The following is a 15774-nucleotide window of genomic DNA, read 5'->3' on the forward strand; positions in this document are numbered from 1 at the left end:
CGCCTTCCGGGCGTGGCGGGCATGATCGGACAATGCCCGTCCGGGCAGCCCGGTGCAGGGGCTGCGGGCCGGGCCCTCCGGCAAGGCCGGCCGCGACATGGGCGGCCGCCGCTTCCGCTCCGCGCACCACCAGGGAGATCCCGATGCGATACCGCCCGCTTCCCGCCGTTCCCGTCCTCGCGTCCGTGCTGCTGGCCGCGGCCCTGTCGCTGGCCACCGCACCGGTGGACGCGCGCGACGTGTCGTGCCGGCTGTCGTTCAGCATGAGCGGCTGGTCGGTCTTCTACAAGACCGGCTCGGGCACCGGCCACGTGCGCTGCAACAACGGCCAGTCGATGGCCGTGCGCATCGAGGCGCGCGGCGGCGGCCTGAGCATCGGCAAGTCCGAGATCCGCGACGGGCGCGGCGAGTTCTCCGCGGTCCGCGACATCCGCGAGGTGCTCGGCACCTACGTCGCCGCCGAGGCCCATGCCGGTGCGGTCAAGTCGAGCAAGGCCCAGGCGATGACCAAGGGCGAGGTGTCGCTGGCGCTGGCCGGGACCGGCGAGGGCTGGGACCTGGGGGTGGCGTTCGGCGCGTTCACGATCCAGGCGCGCTGAGCGCGGCGCGCGCATGCCGCGGCCTGGTGCGCGATCGCCTTGCGCGGTGCACCGCGCGGGCGTCAGTCGACCCCGATGTCCTCGTTCCAGAGCAGCGGATTGGCGCTGATCCAGTCGCCCATCATCGAGATGCATTCCGGGTCCGCCAGGTCGACCACCCGGACCCCGTTCGCGCGCAGCCATTCGTGGCCGCCGCTGAAGTTCACCGATTCGCCCATCACCACCGTGCCGATGCCGAACTGGCGCACCAGCCCGCTGCAGTACCAGCACGGCGAGAGCGTGGTGACCATGATCGTGTCGCGGTAGGAGCGCTGCCGGCCGGCCTTGCGGAAGGCGTCGGTCTCCCCGTGCACGCTCGGGTCGTCGTCCTGTACGCGCCGGTTGCGGCCGCGCCCGAGCAGGGTGCCGTCGGCGCGGTAGAGCGCGGCGCCGATCGGGATCCCACCCTCGGCCAGGCCCGCGCGGGCCTCGTCGATCGCGGTCCGGAGCATGGCGCGGAAATCGGGGTCTGGAGCCTGGGTGGACATGCGGGTTCCTCGCGCGGGGCCGTCCCCATTATCGTGGCATCGACCGCGGCGCCGCGGGCGGACTTGCGGCGACAGGTCGCGCGCCGTGGCGCTGCGCCGCCGCCGGGATCCGCACGGCCCGCCGGTCGCGGCCGCCCGGCCCGGCGCATCCCGCACGGCGGGGCGGGGCCGGCGGTGCGATAATGCCGGCATGAGCGCATCCGACGATCCCCGCACCACCCATTTCGGCTACCGCGAGGTGTCGGTGGCCGAGAAGCGCCGGCTGGTGGGCCAGGTGTTCTCGTCGGTCGCCGGCAGCTACGACCTGATGAACGACCTGATGAGCCTGGGCATCCACCGGGCCTGGAAGCGCTACTTCGCGGCCACAGCCCAGGTCCGGCGCGGCGGCCGGGTGCTGGACCTGGCCGGCGGTACCGGTGACATCGCCGCGCTGCTGCGCGACCGGCTGGGACCGGACGGCGAGGTGGTGCTGGGCGACATCAACGCCCAGATGCTGCGCACCGGGCGCGACCGCATGACCGACCGCGGCCGCGTGCGCGGCCTGCGCTACGTTCAGTGCAACGCCGAGGCGCTGCCGTTTCCGGACGCCAGCTTCGACCTGGTGACGATCGCGTTCGGCCTGCGCAATGTCACCGACAAGGACGCCGCGCTGCGGGAGATGCTGCGCGTGCTCAAGGTCGGCGGCCAGGCCCGGGTGCTGGAGTTCTCGCAAGTGAAGGCCGAATGGTTCCGGCCCATCTACGATTTCCACTCGTTCCAGGTGCTGCCGCGCCTGGGCCGGCTGTTCGCTGGCGACGAGGACAGCTACCGTTACCTCGCCGAATCGATCCGCAAGCATCCGCCGCAGGAGGAGCTGAAGGCGATGCTGGAGGCGGCCGGCTTCGCGCGCGTGCGCTACCGCAACCTGTCGGGCGGGATCGTCGCCATCCACGACGGCTGGAAGGCCTGAGGCGTCCCGGCGCGCGACGGCGCGCACGGCGGGCGCGGCGCCCGCGGATTAGAATCGCGGTCCTGTTCCCGCACGAGGCATCCCCCGGCCATGCGATCCGTCCGCGCGCGCGCATTGCGCGCCTTCCCGATCCTGCTGTCCCTCGCGCTGCTGCTGGCGGCCTGCCAGCGCGACACGTCCGGACCCGATCCCGCCGCCGCACCCGCGCCCAGGCCCACCGCCATGTCCGAGACCGACGAGCACTCCCGCGCCGAGCCGGACAAGGTCGTCATCGAGGACCTCGCCCTGGATCTGGCGCTCGATTTTGACGCCCGCACCCTGTCGGGCACCGCCACCTACCGCCTGCAGTGGAAGGACCCGTCGGCGACGGTGCTGGCGCTGGACACGCGCGACCTGTCGATCGCGAAGGTCGAGGCCGAGGTCGACGGCGCCTGGCAGCCGCTGCAGTTCGCGCTCGACGAGGCCGATCCGGTCCTGGGCAGCCGATTGCGGATCGAGGCGCCGCAGCGCCCGGCGCGGGTGCGCGTCACCTACCGCACCTCGCCCGGGGCCTCCGGCCTGCAATGGCTGACGCCGGAGATGACCGAGGGCAAGCAGCTGCCCTTCATGTTCAGCCAGTCGCAGCAGATCCACGCCCGTTCCTGGGTGCCGCTGCAGGACACCCCGCAGGTGCGCTACACCTACACCGCCCGCGTCACCACGCGTCCGGACGTGATGGTGCTGATGAGCGCCGACAACGACCCGGCCGCCGAGCGCGACGGCGAGTACCACTTCGCCATGCCGCAGCCGATCCCGTCGTACCTGATGGCGATCGCGGCCGGCGACCTGGTGTTCAAGCCGATCTCCGAACGCTCGGGCGTGTGGGCCGAGCCGGCGATGGTCGAGCGCGCGCACGCCGAGTTCGCCGACACCGAGCAGATGATCGCCGCTGCCGAGACGCTGTACGGCGAGTACCGCTGGGGCCGCTACGACCTGCTGGTGCTGCCGCCGTCGTTCCCGTTCGGCGGCATGGAGAACCCGCGCCTGTCGTTCATCACCCCGACCGTGATCGTGGGCGACAAGTCGCTGGTGGCGCTGATCGCGCACGAGCTCGCGCACAGCTGGTCGGGCAACCTGGTCACCTTCGCCAACGCCCGCCACGGCTGGCTCAACGAGGGCATGACCAGCTACGTCGAGAACCGCATCGTCGAGGCGCTGTACGGCAAGGAGTTCAGCGACATGGAATGGGTGCTCGCGCGCGACGCGCTCAAGCGCGACATCGGCGCGATGCCGGAGCCGCGCCAGGCGCTGGCGATCCGCCCCGGCACCGAGGTCGACGCCGACGACGCGCTGAGCGGGGTGAGCTACGACAAGGGCGCCTGGTTCCTGCACTTCCTCGAGGAGCGCTACGGCCGCGACGTGTTCGATCCGTTCCTGCGCGGCTACTTCGACCACTTCGCGTTCCAGAGCATCACCACCGAGACCTTCCTGGCCTACGCGAAGGAGCACCTGCTGGGCCCTAACCCGGGCGTGGTGAGCGAGGGCGAGCTGGAGGAGTGGCTGTACGGCCCCGGCATCCCGGCCAGCGCGCCGCAGGTGCTCTCGCCGCGCCTGGGTATCGTCGATTCGGCGCGCCTGGGCTGGCGCGGCAGCAAGCAGCTGCCGCCGGCCCAGATCACCGCCAAGTGGAGCACCCAGGAGTGGCTGCATTTCCTGGAAGGCATGCCCGGGACCCTGCCGCTGGCCGACCTGGAGCAGCTCGACGCCGCCTACGGGTTCACCGGCACCGCCAACGGCGAGATCGCCATGCGCTGGTACCCGCTGGCGATCCGCAGCGGTTATGCCGCGGCGTATCCGGCGGCGGCGGAGTTCATCGCCCGGGTGGGGCGGCGCAAGCTGATCATCCCGGTGTACGACGCGCTGGTGGCCACCGCGCCGGGCCTGGCGCTGGCGCGCGAGACTTTCGAGCGGGCACGCCCGGGCTACCACCCGATCACCACCGCCTCGGTGGAGAAGCTGCTGGCCGAAGCGGAGCCGGCAGCCGCGCCCGCCGGCGGCGCGTCCGCGCCTTCGGACGACTGATCCGACGCCGCAGGGCTTGCGGCGGCCTGCGCCGCGCCCGACACTGGCGCGCGTCGCCGGCCGCGGCCGGCCCGGTCCGAGGATTCCGCCCGATGTCATCGCGCCTGTTCGCCGTCGCCGCCCTGGCCCTGCTCCTGCTGTCCGGCTGCAAGGACCGCGAGGCCGAGGCCGCGGCCCAGGCGGCCGCGATCGCGGCCGCCAACGAACAGGCCGCCGCCGAAGCCGAGCAGGCCTTCGACGCTGCGGTTGCCGACGGCAACTGGGCGCTGGCCAAGGCACAGGGCGACATCGTGTTCGCGCGCTGGCCCGACACCGAGGCGGCCGCGCGCCTGCGGCCCAGGTACGAGGAAGCGCGCGCCCGGGGCGCGGCCGAGAACGAGGCCCGTCGCCTCGAGGCGCTGTGGACCTACCAGACCATCGCGGTGAAGGGCGGCCAGCAGGTGTCGGCGGCCATCCACGCGAAGGAGCCGGTGGACGTCGACGGCAGCGGGCCCGGGCCGGTGCAGCTGATCTTCCGCGACCACCCCGAATGGGGCCGCAGCAGCTATCTGGTGCTCGAGGCGGGCGACTTCGCCCGGGCCTGCTACCGCGGCTGCCGGGTCGAGGTGACGGTCGACGACCAGGCGCCGCGGCGCATGGCCGCCAACCGCCCGGACACGGACGAAGCGATCGCCATGTTCATCGACGACGAGAAGGCGCTGTGGCGACTGCTGCGCGACGCGCGGCGGCTGCGAATCGCGTTCCCCACCCGCGACGCGGGCACCCAGGCGGTGGAGTTCGAGGTCGGCGGCCTCGACCGCTCGAAGATGCCCAGGTGGGACTGAGCCCGTCGGCTCAGGCCAGCGCGTAGCCGAACTGCTGCCGGAACTGGGCGGCGAACTCGTCGAAGTCGAAGCGCTGGTTCTGGGTGCCCGGGTGCTCGACCTTGAGCGCGCCCATGAGGTTGCCGACCCGGCCGATCGTCATCCAGTCGTAGCCCTTCTGGATGCCGAAGATCAGGCCGGCGCGGAACGCGTCGCCGCAGCCGGTGGGGTCGGTCACCCGGCGCTCGTGCGCGGGCGGGACCTCGTAGACCTTCTCCGGGGTGTGGATCACCGCCCCCTTGGGACCGCGGGTGACGATGTAGGCCTTCACCCGCTGCACGATGTCCTGCCCGCTCCAGCCGGTGCGCTGCTGCAGCAGGTTGGACTCGTAGTCGTTCACGGTCACGTAGTCGGCCTGCTCGATGAACGCGCGCAGCTCCTCGCCGTTGAACAGCGGCATCGCCTGGCCGGGGTCGAAGATGAAGGGGATCCCGCACTCGGCGAACTCGCGGGCGTTCTGGATCATCCCCTCGTAGCCGTCGGGGCTGACGATGCCGATGGTGACGCCCGGCACGTCCTTCACGTGGTTCTCGTAGCTGCGCATCATCGCCCCCGGGTGGAAGGCGGTGATCTGGTTGTTGTCGTGGTCGGTGGTGATGAAGGCCTGCGGGGTGAACAGCTCCTCGATCACCTTGACCCGCTCGAGCGTGATCCCGTTCTCCTCGAACCACTGCCGGTAGGGGCCGAAGTCCTGGCCCACGGTCGCCATCGGGATCGGGTCGCCGCCCAGCAGCTTGAGGTTGTAGGCGATGTTGCCGGCGCAACCGCCGAACTCGCGCCGCATCCGCGGCACCAGGAACGAGACGTTCAGGATGTGCACCTTGTCCGGCAGGATGTGGTTCTTGAACTGGTCGGGGAACACCATGATGGTGTCGTAGGCCAGGGAACCGCAGATCAGTGCGGACATCAGGGCAACTCGGCAGCGGGACGGGGCCGCTAGGGTAGCGGGGCGGCCCCCGCGAGGCCAGCGCGCGCCGGGGCGGCCGCGGGGCCCCCCGCGGCCGGCGCGGGCCGCGGACGGCCGCCGGAATGCGCTTTTTTGCTAGGCTAGCCGCCTCGCGCGTGCGCCCCTGACGGACCCTGCTCCCCGATGTTCAAGAAGTTCCGCGGCATGTTCTCCAACGACCTGTCCATCGACCTGGGCACGGCCAACACCCTGATCTTCGTCCGCGGGCAGGGCATCGTCCTGAACGAGCCTTCGGTGGTCGCGGTCCGGCAGGACCGGGCCGGCGGCCAGAAGGCGGTGGCGGCGGTGGGCAGCGAGGCCAAGATGATGCTCGGCCGGACCCCGGGGAACATCACCACCCACCGGCCGATGAAGGACGGCGTGATCGCCGACTTCACCTATACCGAGGAAATGCTCAAGCACTTCATCCGCAAGGTGCACAAGAGCCGTTTCCTGCGCCCCAGCCCGCGCGTGCTGATCTGCGTGCCGGCCGGCTCGACCCAGGTGGAGAAGCGCGCAATCCGCGATTCGGCGATGGAAGCCGGCGCCCGCGACGTGTCCCTGATCGAGGAGCCGATGGCCGCCGCGATCGGCGCCGGCATGCCGGTGACCGAGGCGCGCGGCTCGATGGTGGTGGACGTGGGCGGCGGCACCACCGAGGTGGCGGTGATCGCGCTCAACGGCATCGTCTACTCGCAGTCCGCGCGCATCGGCGGCGACCGCTTCGACGAGGCGATCATCAACTACGTGCGCCGCAACCACGGCATGCTGATCGGCGAGACCACGGCTGAGAAGATCAAGATCGAGCTCGGCTGCGCCTATCCGCAGGACAAGGTCGATTCGATGGAGATCTCCGGCCGCCACCTGGCCGAGGGCGTGCCCAAGGTGGTCACGATCACCTCCAGCGAGGTGCTCGACGCGCTGCGCGAGCCGCTGTCGGGGATCGTGGCCGCGGTGCGCCAGGCGCTCGAGCAGACCCCGCCGGAGCTGTGCGCGGACGTGGCCGAGCGCGGCATCGTGCTCACCGGCGGCGGCGCGCTGCTGCGCGACCTCGACCGCCTGCTCAGCGAGGAAACCGGCCTGCACGTGCAGATCGCCGAGGATCCGCTGACCTGCGTGGCGCGCGGCGGTGGCCGGGCGCTGGAACTGCTGGACCTGCACGGCAACGAGTTCTTCGCTTCCGAATGAGGGCGCGCGTGGATGGCGACGGGTAGCGGGTGATCCGCGGGGCCGGTCGGCCGGCCCCGCCCCAGACGAGCACCGACGCCGGCCGCGGCAGCGGCACCGGCTTCCGACCAACCGCCGAGCATCCCACGGTTCCCTATCGTGCCTTCCCTCGCCAACCCGGCCGCACCCCGACCCGGCGACGTCGCCGGAACGCTGCGGCTGCTGGCCTACCTGGCGATGTCGGTGGTGCTGATCGTGCTCGACCACCGCGGCGGCTGGCTCACCCGCGCGCGCGAGGCGGCCACGGTCGCGGTGCAGCCGCTGTGGCAGGTCGCCGGACTGCCCGCGCGGCTGGGGCAGGCGATGCGCGAGGACGCGGTGACGCGCTCGGTGCTGGCCGAGGACAACCGCCGCCTGCGCAACGAGCTGCTGGTGATGGGCGCGCGCCAGGCCCAGTTGCAGGTGGAGGCCGACGAGAACGCGCGCCTGCGCGGCCTGGTCGGCGCCGCCGCCCGCGGCGGCCTGGACGTGCAGCTGGCGCCGATCCTCGACGTCGACCTGGATCCGTCCCGGCAGCGGCTGCTGCTCAACGCCGGCGCCCGCGACGGCGTGCGCCAGGGCCAGACCGTGATCGACGCCGGCGGCGTGCTGGGCCAGATCATCGCGGTCACTCCCGACACGGCCACGGTGCTGCTGATCACCGACCTCGACCACGCGGTCCCGGTGTCGATCTCGCGTACCGGCGTACGGTTGCTGGCCTACGGCATCGGCCGCGCCGACCGCCTGGAGCTGCGCAACATCCCGGTCTCGAGCGACGTGCAGGTGGGCGACGTGGTGGTGACCTCGGGCCTGGGCGGGCGTTTCCCGCCCGGTTTCCCGGTCGGCCGCATCGTCGACCTGCGGCCGGACGACAGCCAGGCGTTCCTGATCGGCGGGCTGGCGCCGGCGGCCCAGCTCGACCGCGGCCGAGACGTGCTGCTGCTGCGCGGGACCGCGCCGGCGGCGCCGCGCGCCGGCAGCGACGCCGATGCCGGGGCCGATGCCGGCGCGGCCGGCGGGACGGTCCCGGGCGCATCCGCGCAGGCGGGCCCGCCGGATCCGCCGGGCGATGCAGCGGCCGCCACGGAGCGCACGCCATGAACCGCCGCGGCCGCCTCTGGCTGCTTCCGGTCACGGTGCTGGTGGCGCTGCTGCTGGCGCTGCTGCCGCTGCCGGCGCCGGTCCAGGGCCTGCGCCCCTACTGGCTGGCGCTGGTGGTGGCCTACTGGGTGATCGAGGAGCCCGGCCACGCCGGGCTCGGCTTCGCCTTCACCTCGGGCGTGGTCGCCGACCTGGTGACCGGGTCGCTGCTGGGCGAGCATGCGCTGCGGCTGGTGGTGATGGCCTTCATCCTGCAGCGCTTCCGCGCCCAGCTGCGGTTCTTCCCGCTCGGCCAGCAGGCGCTGGCGATCGGCGGCCTGCTGCTCAACGACCGGGTGGTGGCCGCGGCCCTCCACCTGCTACTGGGGCTGCCGCAGCTGCCGTGGCCGTACTGGCTGGCGCCGCTGGTGGGCGCGCTGCTGTGGGCGCCGCTGTTCCTGGTGCTCGACGCGTTCCGGCAGGCGCGGAGGCCGCGCTGATGCGGCGGCGGCCGGAGAAGATCCGAAATCCGTCCGCGGAGGCCGCGCAGTTCCGGGTGCGGGCGCTGGTCGGGCTCGGTCTGGTGCTGCTGGCGCTGGGGGGGCTGGCGGGGTGGTACTTCCGGCTCCAGGTGGTGCAGCACGACGACTTCGCGCGGCAGTCCGAGGCCAACCGGATCAAGCCGCGCCCGGTGGTGCCCGCGCGCGGGCTGATCTACGACCGCAAGGGCCGGCTGCTGGCCGACAACGTGCCCGCCTACCGGCTCGACGTGACCCCGGAGGACGCCGGCGACATTCCGCGCATGCTGCGCGAACTGTCGCAGGTGGTGGAACTCTCGCCCGAGGAAATCGAACGCTTCGAGGCCGCGCGCAGGGCCACCCGCAGCTTCCGTGCGATCACCCTCAAGCAGCGCCTGAGCGACGAGGAGGTGGCGCGCTTCGCGGTCGACCGCTGGCGCTTCCCGGGGGTCGAGGTGGTCGCCTACCTCAACCGCCGCTACCTGTACGGCGATCTTCTGGCGCACGTGATCGGCTACGTCGGCCGCACCGATGAGGGCGACGTCGAGCGCTATGGCAAGGACCATGTGCTGTTCCCGCATACCGGGCGCACCGGGGTGGAACGTTACTACGACGAGCAGCTGCGCGGAAAGATCGGCTACGAGCAGGTGGAGACCAACGTCGAGGGCCGCGCGCTGCGCAGCATCGGCATGGTCCCGGCGCGGGCCGGCACCGACCTGCGCCTGGGCATCGACCTGGACCTGCAGCGGGCGATGGTGATGGCCTTTGGCGAGCAGACCGGCTCGGCGATCGCGATCGACCCGCGCACCGGGGAGGTGCTGGCGATGGTGAGCCTGCCCTCGTTCGACCCGAACCTGTTCGTCAACGGGATCTCCAATGCCGACTACCGGCGGTTGATTGACGACCCCTCGCGCCCGTTGTTCAACCGCCTGGTGCTGGGCGGGGTGGCGCCGGGCTCGACGATCAAGCCGATGCTCGCGCTCGCCGGGCTCGACAGCGGCCTGCGCAAGCCGGAGGACCGGGTGCTGTCCACCGGCATGTTCTACCTGCCGGGCTCGAGCCGCGGCTGGGGGGACGCGAGCCGCGGCGGCCACGGCTGGACCGACCTGCGCAAGTCGATCTCGGCCTCGGTCAACACCTACTACTACCGGCTCGCGCTCGACCTGGGGATCGAGCGTTTCGCCAGCCACATGGCCCACTTCGGCTTCGGCCGCCCCACCGGCATCGACCTGGTGGGCGAGATCGGCGGGATCCTGCCGTCGCCCGAGGCCAAGCTGGCCACGCGCGGCGAGCGCTGGTACCCGGGCGACACCGTCAATGCCGCGATCGGCCAGGGCGACTGGAAGGTGACGCCGCTGCAGCTGGTCCGCGCAACCGCGGCACTGGCCGATGGCACCCTGCGGCGTCCGCACCTGGTCACCCAGGTGCGGGCCGGCTTCGACGCGCCATGGACGCGGCTGCCGCAGCCGCCGGGCGTGCCGGTGAGTCCGCACCCGGAGAACGTCGAGGTGGTGCGCCTGGGCATGCAGGACACGATGCAGCCCGGCGGGACCGGCTGGCGCACCGCGCTGGGCGCGCCCTACACGATGGCCGGCAAGACCGGCACCGCACAGGTGATCAGCCGCCGCGGCACGGCCGCGGTGGATCCGCGCAGCCTGCCGCTGCACCTGCGCCACCGTGCCCTGTTCATCGGCTTCGCCCCGGCCGAGGCGCCGACGATCGCGGTCGCGATCGCGGTCGAGGGCGGCGGCTACGGCGGCGCCGCGGCCGGACCCATCGCGCGCAAGATCTTCGATGCCTGGCTGCTGGGCAAGATGCCCGAGGCGGAGGACGGCGCCGCCGCCCCGCAGGCCGGGGCCACCCCGCCGCCAGCGCTCCGGGACGCCCCCGCGCCGGAGCGCGAGGCCGCGTCCGCGCCGCCCGCGACGGGCGCCGCCGGCACCCCGCCGGCCGCGAGCCCGGCCCCGCCGCCCGGCCCCCGGCCGTCGCCGCGCCGCCGCCGGCATCGCCGGAGGCCGGCCGCGTGAACGTCATCCTGCGCTGGCTGGCCGACCTGTTCGTGCGCCTGACGCGCACGCTCGACTGGCCGCTGCTGGCCGCGCTGGCCGCGTTGATGGGCATCGGCCTGGCGGTGCTGCACAGCGCCGGGGGCCAGAACATGTCGCTGGTGCGCTCGCAGGCGGCGCGCTACCTCGTCGGCCTGGGGGCGATGTGGCTGCTGTCGCGGATCCCGCCGCTGCCGCTGCGCCGGGCGACGCCCGCGGTCTACGCGGTCTCGCTGCTGCCGCTCGTGGCGGTGCTGTTCATTGGCACCGGGCGCAGCGGCGCGCACTGGATCAACCTGGGCCTGTTCTACTTCCAGCCGGCGGAGCTGATGAAGCTGAGCCTGCCGATGATGGCGGCCTGGATGCTGAGCCAGGCGCCGCTGCCGCCGCGCATGGGCACGATCCTGGCGACCGGTGCGGTGATCGCGATCCCCACCGCGCTGATCCTCGCCCAGCCGGATTTCGGCACCGCGATGCTGGTGGTGGCCAGCGGCGTCTTCGCGCTCTACCTGGCCGGGATGTCGTGGGTCTGGTTCGCGATCGCCGGGGTGGGCGCGGCGACGGCGGCGGGCCTGGCGCTGTTCGCGCCGATCTCGTGGTTCTCGTTCCTGCGTCCCTACCAGCAGGACCGGATCCTGACCTTCCGCGATCCCGAGAACGATCCGCTCGGCGCCGGCTGGAACATCATCCAGTCCAAGATCGCCATCGGATCGGGCGGCTTCACCGGGCAGGGCTGGGGCAAGGGCACCCAGTCGCACCTGAACTACGTGCCCGAGCACACCACCGACTTCATCTTCGCGGTGCTGGCCGAGGAGTTCGGCTGGGTCGGCGTGGCCACGGTGCTGGCGCTGTACGGCTTCGTGATCGGGCGCTGCCTGTGGATCGCGGCCGAGGCGCGCGACGCCTATGCGCGCATCCTCACCGGCACGCTCGGGCTGGCGCTGTTCGTGTACGTGGTGGTGAACGGCGGCATGATCTCCGGATTGCTGCCGGTGGTGGGCGTGCCGATGCCGCTGCTGAGCTTCGGCGGCACCGCGGCGGTGTCGCTGCTGGCGGGGATGGGCGTGGTGATGGCCGTGGGCGCCCAGGCGCAGGGCCGGCGCCGGTACTGACGCGACGCGCCGGCGTTCATGCGGTGGAATCCTTCGCGCGCAGGACGCGTGCTACCCTCGCGCCGATGACCCGACCCCCGGCCCCGCTGCTTCCCGCCATCGTGCTGTCGCTTGCGTTGGGTGCCTGTGCGACACCGGTGCCGGCCGGGTCCGCGGCGGCGCCCGACGCGCCCGCCAGCGGCTCTGGCGCAGCGGCCGCCCCGGCGCTGCTGCCGAAGGTGCCGCAGCCGCCCGAGCGCCCGGTCGCGCCGCCGCAGGTCACCGACCCGGCGATTCCGCGCGAGCAGCGGATCGCCGCCTTCGTCGACTACACCGCCGAGACCTACGGCGTGGACCGCGCGCTGGTCCGCGGGGTGCTGGCACAGGCGCAGCGGCGCCAGTCGATCATCGACGCCATGAACCGCCCGGCCGAGGCGGTGAAGCAGTGGCACGAATACCGCCCGATCTTCCTCAACCCCGCCCGCATCGACGGCGGCATCGCCTTCTACCGCCAGCACCGCGAGGCGCTCGAGCGGGTGGCCGCGCAGACCGGCGTGCCGGCCGAGCTGATCGTCGCGATCATCGGCGTGGAGACCAGCTACGGCCGGGTGACCGGCAACTACCGCGTGCTCGACGCGCTCTACACCCTGGCCTTCGACTTTCCGCGGCGGGCCCCGTTCTTCGCCGGCGAGCTGGCCCAGCTGTTCGCACTGAAGCAGGAGGAGCCGCAACTCGACCTGCTCGCGCTCAAGGGCAGCTATGCCGGGGCGATGGGCCTGGGCCAGTTCATGCCCTCGAGCTACCGGCTGTGGGCCAAGGACGGCGACGGCGACGGCCGCCGCGACCTGCTCACCCACCTGCCGGACGTGTTCGCCTCGATCGCCAACTACTTCGTGGTCCACGGCTGGGAGCCCGGCGGCCCGGTGGTGGCGCGCGCCAGCCGCGACCCGGGCGCCGAGGACTTCGTGCCCGACGGCTGGGATCCGGTGTTTCCACTGGCCGAGCTGGCCGCGCGCGGCTACCGGCCGCTGCCGGGCGAACCGGTCGCCGAGGGCGCGACCGTGCTCACCTTGCAGGGCGAGGCCGGCCCGGAGTACTGGCTCGCCTACCGCAACTTCTACGTGATCACCCGCTACAACCGCTCGCCGATGTACTCCCTCTCGGTCCACCAGCTCGCGCAGGCGATCCGCGCCGGAGTCGGAACATCGCCATGAGGCGGCTGCTGTTGCTGCTGGCGGTGCTGCTGCTGGCCGGCTGCGCCGGCACCGCGAAAAAGCCCGGGGCCGCGCCCGGCCAGGTGGCCGCCGGCCCCGCCGCGGCCGGAGCGCCGGACTGCACCGGCTTCAAGCCGTACCCGCCGGCGCGCGAGGATCTGTCCACCCGCGGCCACTACGTCGCCGGGGGGCTGTACCGCCCGGACGTGCGCGACTCGACGCCGGACCACATCCCCAACGTCGACTGCATCCCCGAACCGCGCGTGGTCGACGAACCGCGGTCGGCCTACGGGAACCGCTCCCCCTACCAGGTGCTCGGCCGCACCTACCACGTGCTCGAATCGGCCGACGACTACGTCGAGACCGGGGTGGCCTCGTATTACGGCGCCAAGTTCCACGGTCGCCGGACCTCCAACCAGGAGGTCTACGACATGTACGCCTTCACCGCGGCCCACCGGTCGCTGCCGCTGCCCAGCTACGCGCGCGTGACCAACCTGGACAACGGCCGCTCGGTGGTGGTGCGGGTCAACGACCGCGGACCGTTCCACGAAGGCCGGCTGATCGACCTGAGCTATGCCGCCGCGGTCAAGCTCGACATCCATCGCCAGGGCACCGGACGGGTCGAGGTACGCGCGCTGCGGCCGGGCGATGCCGAGGCGTCGACCCTGCAGGCGGCCGCGCCGGTGCCCGCCGCACCCCCTGCCGCGCAGGCAACGGGGATGGATGCCCTGGTCGGGCAGCTGGCCACGACACCCGATGCGCCCGCGCCGCGGGCCGTGGCCTCGGTGGCCGGCGCCGCGCCCGCGGGACGCCCGGCCGGACTGGCCGACCACCCGGACTACGGCCGCGAGGAGGACCGGTTCCGCCTGGTCGACGACAACGGCCGGGTCCGCAGCGCCGACGAATTCGATGCCTGGATGCGCGCCCGCCACGCGCGGCTGGCAGCCGCGGACGCCGCCCCGTCCAGGGCGGCGTCGGCCGCGCCGGCGCCCGCGGTGGCGGCTGCGGCCGCCCCCGCCCCGTCAGCCACCGGCGAGCCGGTCACGCTCCAGGTCGGCGTGTTCTCCGTGCGCGACAACGCCGAGCGCGTGCTTGCCACGCTGCGCGGCGCGGGCATCGCCCAGGCCTGGATGCAGGACGTGGCCAGCGCCGGCCGCACCCTGTGGCGCGTGCGCGTGGGCCCGGTGGGCGAGGCCGCGCTGGCTGAACTGTCCGCGCGCGTATCCGGCCTCGGCCTGGGCATGCCCCAGGTCGTGCGCGATTAGACTGTTCCGTCGCCATCGCGTCCGCGCCGTGTCGTGGGCGTCCCCCCTCGACCGGCCACGGACGACCGGACTACCGGAGTACCCAGTTCGATGAGATCCACCGCCGCCTTCCGCCGTTTCGCCGTCACCGCGCTGGCCACCTGCGCCCTGGGGTTCGCGTTCGCGCAGGACGCGCCGCGGCCGGGGCCCGCGCCCGCCGCGGCCGCGGCCGCGGAGCCGGCCGAGGCACTGCCCACGCCGCCGCCGCCGCCGGTGACCGCGACCGCGTGGCTGCTGATGGACTACGAGAGCGGCCAGATCCTGGCCGGCGAGAACATCGACCAGCGGGTCGAGCCGGCCAGCCTGACCAAGGTGCTGACCAGCTACGTGATCGCGGCCGAGATGAAGGCCGGCAAGATCTCCCCCGACGACCAGGTGATGATGACCGAGAACGCCTGGCGCAAGGGCGGCGCCGGCACCGACGGCAGCTACAGCGGCTTCCCGGTCAACCAGACCGCGCCGCTGGTGGACATGGAAAAGGGCATGGTGGTGCAGTCGGGCAACGACGCCGCGATCGCCCTGGCCGAGCACGTGGCCGGCAGCGAGGAGGCGTTCGCCGCGCTGATGAACGCCTATGCCAGACGCATCGGCATGAAGAACTCGAACTTCGTCAACTCGCACGGCCTGTCCGAGCCGGACCACTATTCGACCCCGCGCGACCTGGCCCTGCTCGGCGCCGCGATGGTCCGCGACTTCCCCGAGCAGTACGCCTACAACGCGATCAAGGAATTCACCGTCGGCCCGATCACCCAGCGCAACCGCAACCTGCTGCTATGGCGCGACCAGAGCGTGGACGGGATCAAGACCGGCCACCACTCTGGGGCCGGCTACTGCCTGATGGCCTCGGCCAAGCGCGGCGACCAGCGCCTGATCTCGGTGGTGATGGGCTCGACCGGCGAATCCCAGCGCGCCAACGACTCCCTGGCGCTGCTCAACTGGGGCTTCCGCTTCCACGAGACCCACCGCCTGTACGACCCGTCCAAGCCGGTGTCGGTGCAGAAGGTCTGGAAGGGCAAGGTGAACGAGGTCGCGCTCGGGGTCGACGCCCCGTTGCTGGTCAGCCTGCCGCGCGGCCGCTACGACCAGCTCAAGCCCTCGATGGACGTGCCCGCGACCCTGGTGGCGCCGATCGCCAGGGGCCAGGAGATCGGCCGGGTGCGGGTCACGCTGGACGGCAAGGTGGTCGCCGAGCGGCCGCTGGTGGCGCTGGAGGAGGTCGCCGAGGCCGGGTTCTTCAAGCGCCTGTGGCACGAATTCCTGATGTGGTGGTACGCCGACTGAGGCCCCTGTCCGGCCCCCGGCCCCGGTTTCGTCTTTGCTAAGATCCGCGCAGGGCGGGACGCTGGAGTGCGTTCCGCCCGTCCGCGGGGG

Annotated in this window: 14 protein-coding genes; 12 read left to right on the top strand and 2 right to left on the bottom strand. The window is 72.7% G+C overall.

What is annotated here, in order from left to right:
* The first annotated feature begins 143 nt into the window (after positions 1 to 143).
* Positions 144 to 599, top strand: a complete 456-nt coding sequence (locus tag FQY79_RS07810) for a hypothetical protein (protein ID WP_146312345.1) — start codon at positions 144 to 146, stop codon at positions 597 to 599.
* A gap of 62 nt (positions 600 to 661) precedes the next feature.
* On the opposite strand, the gene FQY79_RS07815 is transcribed toward FQY79_RS07810, so the two are convergent.
* Complete coding sequence (locus tag FQY79_RS07815) at positions 662 to 1126, bottom strand: nucleoside deaminase (RefSeq protein WP_146312346.1); 465 nt, start codon at positions 1124 to 1126, stop codon at positions 662 to 664.
* 190 nt (positions 1127 to 1316) lie between these two features.
* Between FQY79_RS07815 and ubiE the strand changes: the two genes are divergently transcribed.
* From ubiE to FQY79_RS07830, 3 genes are all read left to right on the top strand, one after another.
* Positions 1317 to 2075, top strand: coding sequence for a bifunctional demethylmenaquinone methyltransferase/2-methoxy-6-polyprenyl-1,4-benzoquinol methylase UbiE (ubiE, locus tag FQY79_RS07820; protein WP_146312347.1), 759 nt, complete (start codon positions 1317 to 1319; stop codon positions 2073 to 2075).
* Between the two features lie 90 nt (positions 2076 to 2165).
* Positions 2166 to 4136: a M1 family metallopeptidase gene (locus tag FQY79_RS07825; RefSeq protein ID WP_146312348.1), complete on the top strand. Its 1971-nt coding sequence runs from the start codon at positions 2166 to 2168 to the stop codon at positions 4134 to 4136.
* Between the two features lie 92 nt (positions 4137 to 4228).
* Positions 4229 to 4960, top strand: a complete 732-nt coding sequence (locus tag FQY79_RS07830) for a hypothetical protein (protein ID WP_146312349.1) — start codon at positions 4229 to 4231, stop codon at positions 4958 to 4960.
* Between the two features lie 10 nt (positions 4961 to 4970).
* On the opposite strand, the gene FQY79_RS07835 is transcribed toward FQY79_RS07830, so the two are convergent.
* Entirely contained in the window at positions 4971 to 5906 is a 936-nt protein-coding gene (locus tag FQY79_RS07835; protein WP_146312350.1) for a carbohydrate kinase family protein, read from the bottom strand.
* Positions 5907 to 6089: 183 nt separating this feature from the next.
* On the opposite strand from FQY79_RS07835, the gene FQY79_RS07840 reads away from it, so the two are divergent.
* The 8 genes from FQY79_RS07840 to FQY79_RS07875 all read left to right on the top strand — a co-directional run bounded on the left by FQY79_RS07840 (position 6090) and on the right by FQY79_RS07875 (position 15684).
* Positions 6090 to 7133 carry a rod shape-determining protein gene (locus FQY79_RS07840; protein ID WP_146312351.1) on the top strand — a complete coding sequence of 348 codons (1044 nt, stop codon included), beginning with the start codon at positions 6090 to 6092 and terminating at the stop codon, positions 7131 to 7133.
* A gap of 138 nt (positions 7134 to 7271) precedes the next feature.
* Positions 7272 to 8252: a rod shape-determining protein MreC gene (mreC, locus tag FQY79_RS07845; RefSeq protein ID WP_146312352.1), complete on the top strand. Its 981-nt coding sequence runs from the start codon at positions 7272 to 7274 to the stop codon at positions 8250 to 8252.
* Entirely contained in the window at positions 8249 to 8731 is a 483-nt protein-coding gene (gene mreD, locus FQY79_RS07850; protein WP_146312353.1) for a rod shape-determining protein MreD, read from the top strand. The genes mreC and mreD overlap by 4 nt, the downstream gene beginning before the upstream one ends.
* Positions 8731 to 10776 (top strand): penicillin-binding protein 2, encoded by a 2046-nt coding sequence (gene mrdA, locus FQY79_RS07855; RefSeq protein ID WP_146312354.1) that lies wholly within the window; start codon positions 8731 to 8733, stop codon positions 10774 to 10776. Before mreD ends, mrdA begins: the two co-directional genes overlap by 1 nt.
* Positions 10773 to 11906, top strand: coding sequence for a rod shape-determining protein RodA (rodA, locus tag FQY79_RS07860; RefSeq protein ID WP_146312355.1), 1134 nt, complete (start codon positions 10773 to 10775; stop codon positions 11904 to 11906). The genes mrdA and rodA overlap by 4 nt, the downstream gene beginning before the upstream one ends.
* A gap of 65 nt (positions 11907 to 11971) precedes the next feature.
* Positions 11972 to 13099, top strand: a complete 1128-nt coding sequence (mltB, locus tag FQY79_RS07865; protein ID WP_146312356.1) for a lytic murein transglycosylase B — start codon at positions 11972 to 11974, stop codon at positions 13097 to 13099.
* Positions 13096 to 14364: a septal ring lytic transglycosylase RlpA family protein gene (locus tag FQY79_RS07870; RefSeq protein ID WP_146312357.1), complete on the top strand. Its 1269-nt coding sequence runs from the start codon at positions 13096 to 13098 to the stop codon at positions 14362 to 14364. Before mltB ends, FQY79_RS07870 begins: the two co-directional genes overlap by 4 nt.
* Before the next feature lie 90 nt (positions 14365 to 14454).
* On the top strand, positions 14455 to 15684 hold the full coding sequence (locus FQY79_RS07875) for a D-alanyl-D-alanine carboxypeptidase family protein (protein WP_146312358.1): 1230 nt from the start codon (positions 14455 to 14457) through the stop codon (positions 15682 to 15684).
* Positions 15685 to 15774 lie beyond the last annotated feature (90 nt).

Source organism: Luteimonas wenzhouensis (genome assembly GCF_007859305.1).
Lineage (GTDB): Bacteria > Pseudomonadota > Gammaproteobacteria > Xanthomonadales > Xanthomonadaceae > Luteimonas > Luteimonas wenzhouensis.

Bases quoted from the DNA above. Each gene is read 5' to 3' on its own strand.
- mrdA (WP_146312354.1), top strand. From the start codon at position 8,731: ATGCGGCGGCGGCCGGAGAAGATCCGAAATCCGTCCGCGGAGGCCGCG.
- FQY79_RS07825 (WP_146312348.1), top strand. From the start codon at position 2,166: ATGCGATCCGTCCGCGCGCGCGCATTGCGCGCCTTCCCGATCCTGCTG.
- mreD (WP_146312353.1), top strand. From the start codon at position 8,249: ATGAACCGCCGCGGCCGCCTCTGGCTGCTTCCGGTCACGGTGCTGGTG.
- mltB (WP_146312356.1), top strand. From the start codon at position 11,972: ATGACCCGACCCCCGGCCCCGCTGCTTCCCGCCATCGTGCTGTCGCTT.
- FQY79_RS07870 (WP_146312357.1), top strand. From the start codon at position 13,096: ATGAGGCGGCTGCTGTTGCTGCTGGCGGTGCTGCTGCTGGCCGGCTGC.
- FQY79_RS07830 (WP_146312349.1), top strand. From the start codon at position 4,229: ATGTCATCGCGCCTGTTCGCCGTCGCCGCCCTGGCCCTGCTCCTGCTG.
- FQY79_RS07815 (WP_146312346.1), bottom strand. From the start codon at position 1,126: ATGTCCACCCAGGCTCCAGACCCCGATTTCCGCGCCATGCTCCGGACC.
- ubiE (WP_146312347.1), top strand. From the start codon at position 1,317: ATGAGCGCATCCGACGATCCCCGCACCACCCATTTCGGCTACCGCGAG.
- FQY79_RS07810 (WP_146312345.1), top strand. From the start codon at position 144: ATGCGATACCGCCCGCTTCCCGCCGTTCCCGTCCTCGCGTCCGTGCTG.
- FQY79_RS07875 (WP_146312358.1), top strand. From the start codon at position 14,455: ATGAGATCCACCGCCGCCTTCCGCCGTTTCGCCGTCACCGCGCTGGCC.
- FQY79_RS07835 (WP_146312350.1), bottom strand. From the start codon at position 5,906: ATGTCCGCACTGATCTGCGGTTCCCTGGCCTACGACACCATCATGGTG.
- FQY79_RS07840 (WP_146312351.1), top strand. From the start codon at position 6,090: ATGTTCAAGAAGTTCCGCGGCATGTTCTCCAACGACCTGTCCATCGAC.